This window comes from Enterococcus sp. 4E1_DIV0656, from assembly GCF_002140695.1.
GTDB lineage: Bacteria > Bacillota > Bacilli > Lactobacillales > Enterococcaceae > Enterococcus_D > Enterococcus_D entomosocium.
Map to the genome: position 1 here is coordinate 89,441 of NZ_NGLF01000004.1, position 5,386 is coordinate 94,826.

Sequence of the window (5,386 nt, forward strand, 5' to 3'; positions counted from 1 at the left end):
GTTCTAATATGTATATAAAACGTATCTTTTTTGAAAAGGGGATTTAGCATGCTTATGCAGTTTGGTGTAAATCCAAAGTTTGATTACACGAAAGAACCTTCTCGAGATATTCTTTGTATCGACTGTAAATCATTTTATGCATCCGTAGAATGTGTAGAAAGAGGTCTAAGTCCTTTAAAGACAAAGTTAGTTGTCATGTCCTATCCTTCGGACGATCCTTCTCAGCGGGGAAGTGGATTAATCCTGGCATCGAGTCCGGCCGCAAAAAAAGCCTATGGAATTTCTAATGTCAGTCGATCACGAGATCTTCCTTTTCCGTATCCGGAAGACCTCGTGATTGCACCACCGAGGATGGCACTGTATATGAGAAAGAACATGGAGATCAACAATATTTACAAGAAGTATGCTGACGAGCAAAATCATTCCGTATACAGCATTGATGAGAGCTTCGTGGACGTCACAGACTCATTAAAGCTGTTCGGTGCAAAGGACGCAAGAGCGCTGGCGAGAATGATTCAAACAGACGTTTATCGACAAACTGGAATTTTCACAACGATCGGGATAGGTGACAATCCGCTCTTGGCCAAGTTCGCACTAGACCTCGAAAGCAAAAAAAATTCAGATATGAAAGCAGAATGGCGTTATGAAGACGTTCAGCAAAATCTTTGGTCTGTAGAAAACATTACAGACGTTTGGGGGATAGGACGTCGAACAGCAATCAGACTGAACCGAATGGGCATATTTACTATGTATGATCTGGCACACGCAAATTACTATCAGCTGAAGCAAAATTTTGGTGTCTTAGGTACTCAACTATATGCACACAGCTGGGGCATCGATCGATCATTCTTAGGTCAGAAATACAAAGTAAAATCTAAGTCGATAGGGAACAGTCAGGTCTTAAATCGGGACTATACACGTCGAAAAGAAATAGAAATTGTAATCAAAGAAATGGCCGATCAAGTAGCAACTAGGTTACGCCGTACAGGAGCGAAAGCTGAAGTCGTTTCTTTGTGGATCGGTTTTTCTATGGGCTATATTGATCGATCAGGAAGTCGAGGATTTCACCAGCAAATGAAGGTACCAGCAACAAATAGCAGCAAACAAATAGCAAACTACTTACTGCAGATATTTGATCGTCATTACAAGTACCAGGACATTCGAAATGTGGGAGTAAATTGTTCAAAGCTCGTTTATTCTAATGCTTTGCAGCTTGATCTCTTTGAAAATCCGGACGAACAAGTAAAAGACTTAAAAATCGATTATGTAGTAGATACGATACGCAAAAAATACGGGTTTAAGTCGATCGTTCATGCAAATAGCATAATGGAAGGTGGACGTGCGATCGCTCGCAGCAGCCTTGTCGGAGGGCATGCAGGTGGTATGTCTGGACTTGAAGGTGCTGAAGGTCATGGTAAAACGTACTAAGAAAACTTTTACGGACTATAATCAATACAGAGATCGACCATTCGGGCTGAAATGGGCAACGGCCTACGCCATGGATGATTTGATGAAAGGTGTCTTAGAAAACGAAGCCTGGGCTACAAAAGAAGTTATTGGTTTGGATTTAATGAACCATGAGGAAATCGACGCAATTCTATCAGAATCGTTCCTTTATCACAAGCCTATATCGCTGCAATTAAACACTAAAGACGAATTTGGGCGATTTTTGGATCCTGTCGAAGGACAATTTCTTGGTGAAGCATATGAAGATTATTTTGTACTCAATGAACAAGCGATCAATTGGACAGATGTCCGACATGTATCCATAAAAAAAGAGGAAAAATGGTTTAAAGTTGATTATTTCCAGGACAGAGAGTCTTCTCGCAACAAACAAAAGAAAAAAGCGTGTAAAATAGAAAAAGAGATTGAGCTAATCAAAAATGAATATTATCAGGACTTTGCAGATGATGTTTGAAGATCATTGTCCATCATTTGACTTTGAAATCGCCTTAGAATAGCTCTCTGACACACGTTTTTTAAATAAATTAGAAAAGGAGGGGGAGAATATGTGTGGAAGATATTTTTTTGATTTATATTCAAATGAATTAAGAAGCTACTATGACCACGTCGTTTTAAATACTACAGGTAAACATATTCGTGTTGGTTTTAATGAAATTTTTCCAACTAATTATATAGTAACACTAGGACTTAATCAGGATTCAAGGGTAGTACCAGGAATCACTCAGTGGGGTTTCCAAGGATTTAAGCCTGGTCAACTTATGATCAACGCACGTTCAGAAACAGTAGAAGAAAAGAAGACTTTTTCTAAAGCCTTCAGAGAAACTCGCTGCGTCATACCAGTTTCCGGATTCTATGAGTGGGATTCTGAAAAACGAAAACTATTATTTACTTCAGGTGAAAGTGACGTTTTTTATTTAGGTGGCTTTTATCGTATTCATAAAACTGGTGCAGGATTTGAAACCGAATCGATCATAATGACGACCAAGCCTAATGAATCGGTTTCACCTATCCACGATCGTATGCCGCTTATAATTCAGAAAGATCACATTAAGGAATGGATCACTGATTTAGATTTTGCGCGAAATTATCTTACAGCTGATATGCCCGAACTAAGTAGTACTGAAGTAACAAAATAAAAAGAACGGATCTTTTATAGATCCGCTCTTTTTGATACAAAACCTCCTGGCACATTTGATAAAGCGACACCTCCTAAAGCAACTGCTAAACCAATTAGATTTGATTTAATGAGAACTCCTCCAATTGAAATTCTAGTAGAAATATTATTTGCTGCGCTTTTTGAAATCCAGATTCTCGTGCCCCACCAGTAACCTTTGTTTGCTGTTTTTCCTTGTTTATATGCTCTAAGATAGGCGTTATTACCAGTCTTTTCGATCGTTACAGTTTTTTCATTAACATTAATATACATTTTTTCAGTTTTTGAATCACTTAATAATTAATTAGCTTCGCCATCAATACAGGCAATCGTTTAGATTAATCTAGCTAAGTCGATTATATCCATGTTAACGAGAATGTAGTTAACATAAATATAACATGCAGAAACCATCCCGATTTAAAGCCATTTACCATTGACAACTCCCAGATAGCAGAATAAAGTTCAACACTCAGCAAATCTCTGCTGGGTGTTTTTGTTATATTATCACTGAATCGCACTTTTTCTGGTAGTTAATTATGAATCTATTTGATTTCAGAATGAATAAGTTTGGTCAAAAATTGTTTCAATAATTCTGCTTCTTCTGATGAAAAATCTTTGAGGACCTGTTGATTCATTTCTTCAGTCATACTTTTAATCGAAGTTTTCATTTGATTGGCCTTATTAGTTGGTGTTACAAATATTATCCTTCTATTATCGGGATCAACTTCTCTATCAATCAGGTCTAATTTTTGCATTTTATCTAAAATCCCAGAAACCGTTGGTGCCTCTAAGTGAAGTTTTTTCCCTATCTCCTTAGGCGTAGTTTTATTATCTGGTACGGACCATATGTAGGTTAAGACACCGGCCTGTGCAGACGTAATCCCTTCTCTTTCTAATAATTTACTATAATACTTGAAAACTTTATGTTGGGTAACACTCAATAAATAATTCATACAATTGTCTACCATGATAAATCCCTCCAGTAATCATTGACAGAACTATAGTATCATGTTAAATTCTGATTGAAAACATTTTTGCAACAAAACTATTTTGTTGAGAAAGGAATTTTGAGTATGGATACATTTAAAGCATTGATTGTGAGAGAAAATAATGGGGACGTCAGTTATCAAGTAGAAGAGCACACGAAGAAAGATGTGTTGGACGATGGAGAAGTTTTGATAAAAGTCGCATATTCTTCAGTTAATTACAAAGATATGTTAGCTGTCCAAAAGAATGGCGGCGTTATACGAAATTATCCTATGATTCCAGGAATCGATTTAAGTGGAACAATTGAAGAGTCTACAGATCCTAATTATACTAAGGGGCAGCAAGTTCTAGTCACTGGCTATGATATGGGAATGACGCATACTGGAGGTTTTTCAGAATATGCTAGAGTACCTTCTTCATGGATCGTACGGTTACCTGAAAACTTATCGATGAAGGAAGCCATGATTTTTGGTACTGCTGGTTTAACCTCAGCTCTTTCCATTTTTGAATTAGAAAAAAATGGAATGAATCCGTCTCTTGATCAAGCTATTCTAGTGACTGGAGCTACAGGTGGAGTAGGTAGTATCGCACTAAAAATCTTATCCCAAGCTGGATACAAAAATATTACTGCATTGGTTAGAAAAGAAAATCAGATCCAAGTTGCCAAGGAATTAGGTGCGCAAAAAGTTATTCTCCTGAGCGATTTTGAGTTCACAAAAAAGCCATTGGCTAAGCAAACTTTTAATTACATTTTAGACACTGTAGGAGGAGAACTAGTTTCAAATTTACTTCCGTATATATGTTATCAAGGAAGTGCATCTCTATGCGGAAATGCCGGAGGGATTAAATTAAATACAACTGTCTTACCGTTCATATTGCGTGGAATAAATCTTATTGGTATTGATTCAGTAAATATATCGCAAGATTTTAGACAAATGATCTGGTCAAAAATGGCCAAAGAATGGAAAATAACGGACAGTACTCTATTCACTGAAATCTCATTAAACGAACTTCCCAATACAATTCAATTGTTAAAAGAGGGGAGACATCTTGGTAGAACAGTTGTAGATATTACGAAATAATATTCCTTAAAAATAAATATAGATAGAGAATAGTCACCCCATATGTAAAATGAGAACTTTCATTCTCTATCTATATAATTTGAGGTGGGGGCATTGAATTATGAACTATGCTCATCTGTCAGCTGAAGAGCGTGGACAAATAGAAGCGTATTTGTTCTCAAACCGAGATAGCACGTCGATTGGATCGACATAGGTCAACGATCTCTAGAGATATCAAACGTGGGCCCGAGCAAAGAAAGAAGAATAGTCTCGCTAGTTTACCATATCAAGCAACAAGTGTCGGCAACATGGCACGCATTCGTAAGAAAAATTGTGGAACAACAACTAAGACCACCGTACACAATACTAAAACGATTATGAAGTATCTCGAAATGAAATATTCACCGGAACAGATAGCAAATGCTGTCCGTAGTGTAAAAGTCTATACTTCAACGATATACACCTGGATATACAAGAAAATCGTTCCTATTGATATTAAGAGATTACGTGGTCATGGAAAACGCCAGCTCAAAATTTCAAACTAGAATACGCGAAAATTACATGATATTTTCAGGAGAATAATTCATTTATTATAAAATGTTTTTGTCGAACAATCTCATTAATTTAAGTTTGCCAACAGGGATAAAAAGAGAAAAATGCGAACTATTTTTATATAAAAGCAATGTATAGTTATTCTTAATCTTAACATTCGTCTAAAATA

The 5,386-nt window shown here is 36.7% G+C and carries 7 protein-coding genes; 5 read left to right on the forward strand and 2 right to left on the reverse strand.

From position 1 onward, the window contains the following. The first annotated feature begins 48 nt into the window (after positions 1-48). From A5882_RS19025 to A5882_RS19035, 3 genes are all read left to right on the forward strand, one after another. Positions 49-1,428: a Y-family DNA polymerase gene (locus A5882_RS19025; protein ID WP_086373503.1), complete on the forward strand. Its 1,380-nt coding sequence runs from the start codon at positions 49-51 to the stop codon at positions 1,426-1,428. Next, on the forward strand, positions 1,412-1,918 hold the full coding sequence (locus A5882_RS19030; RefSeq protein WP_086373504.1) for a hypothetical protein: 507 nt from the start codon (positions 1,412-1,414) through the stop codon (positions 1,916-1,918). The genes A5882_RS19025 and A5882_RS19030 overlap by 17 nt, the downstream gene beginning before the upstream one ends. 91 nt (positions 1,919-2,009) lie before the next feature. Continuing rightward, positions 2,010-2,600, forward strand: coding sequence for an SOS response-associated peptidase (locus A5882_RS19035; protein ID WP_086373505.1), 591 nt, complete (start codon positions 2,010-2,012; stop codon positions 2,598-2,600). A gap of 14 nt (positions 2,601-2,614) precedes the next feature. On the opposite strand, the gene A5882_RS19040 is transcribed toward A5882_RS19035, so the two are convergent. Both A5882_RS19040 and A5882_RS19045 read right to left on the reverse strand, forming a co-directional pair. Beyond that, positions 2,615-2,890 (reverse strand): hypothetical protein, encoded by a 276-nt coding sequence (locus A5882_RS19040; RefSeq protein ID WP_086373506.1) that lies wholly within the window; start codon positions 2,888-2,890, stop codon positions 2,615-2,617. Between the two features lie 269 nt (positions 2,891-3,159). Continuing rightward, positions 3,160-3,585: a MarR family winged helix-turn-helix transcriptional regulator gene (locus A5882_RS19045; RefSeq protein WP_217808288.1), complete on the reverse strand. Its 426-nt coding sequence runs from the start codon at positions 3,583-3,585 to the stop codon at positions 3,160-3,162. Positions 3,586-3,690: 105 nt separating this feature from the next. On the opposite strand from A5882_RS19045, the gene A5882_RS19050 reads away from it, so the two are divergent. Together A5882_RS19050 and A5882_RS19055 are read left to right on the forward strand one after the other, a co-directional pair. Next, positions 3,691-4,686 (forward strand): YhdH/YhfP family quinone oxidoreductase, encoded by a 996-nt coding sequence (locus A5882_RS19050; protein ID WP_086373508.1) that lies wholly within the window; start codon positions 3,691-3,693, stop codon positions 4,684-4,686. A gap of 179 nt (positions 4,687-4,865) precedes the next feature. Then, complete coding sequence (locus tag A5882_RS19055; protein ID WP_086373509.1) at positions 4,866-5,210, forward strand: hypothetical protein; 345 nt, start codon at positions 4,866-4,868, stop codon at positions 5,208-5,210. Positions 5,211-5,386: the final 176 nt, after the last annotated feature.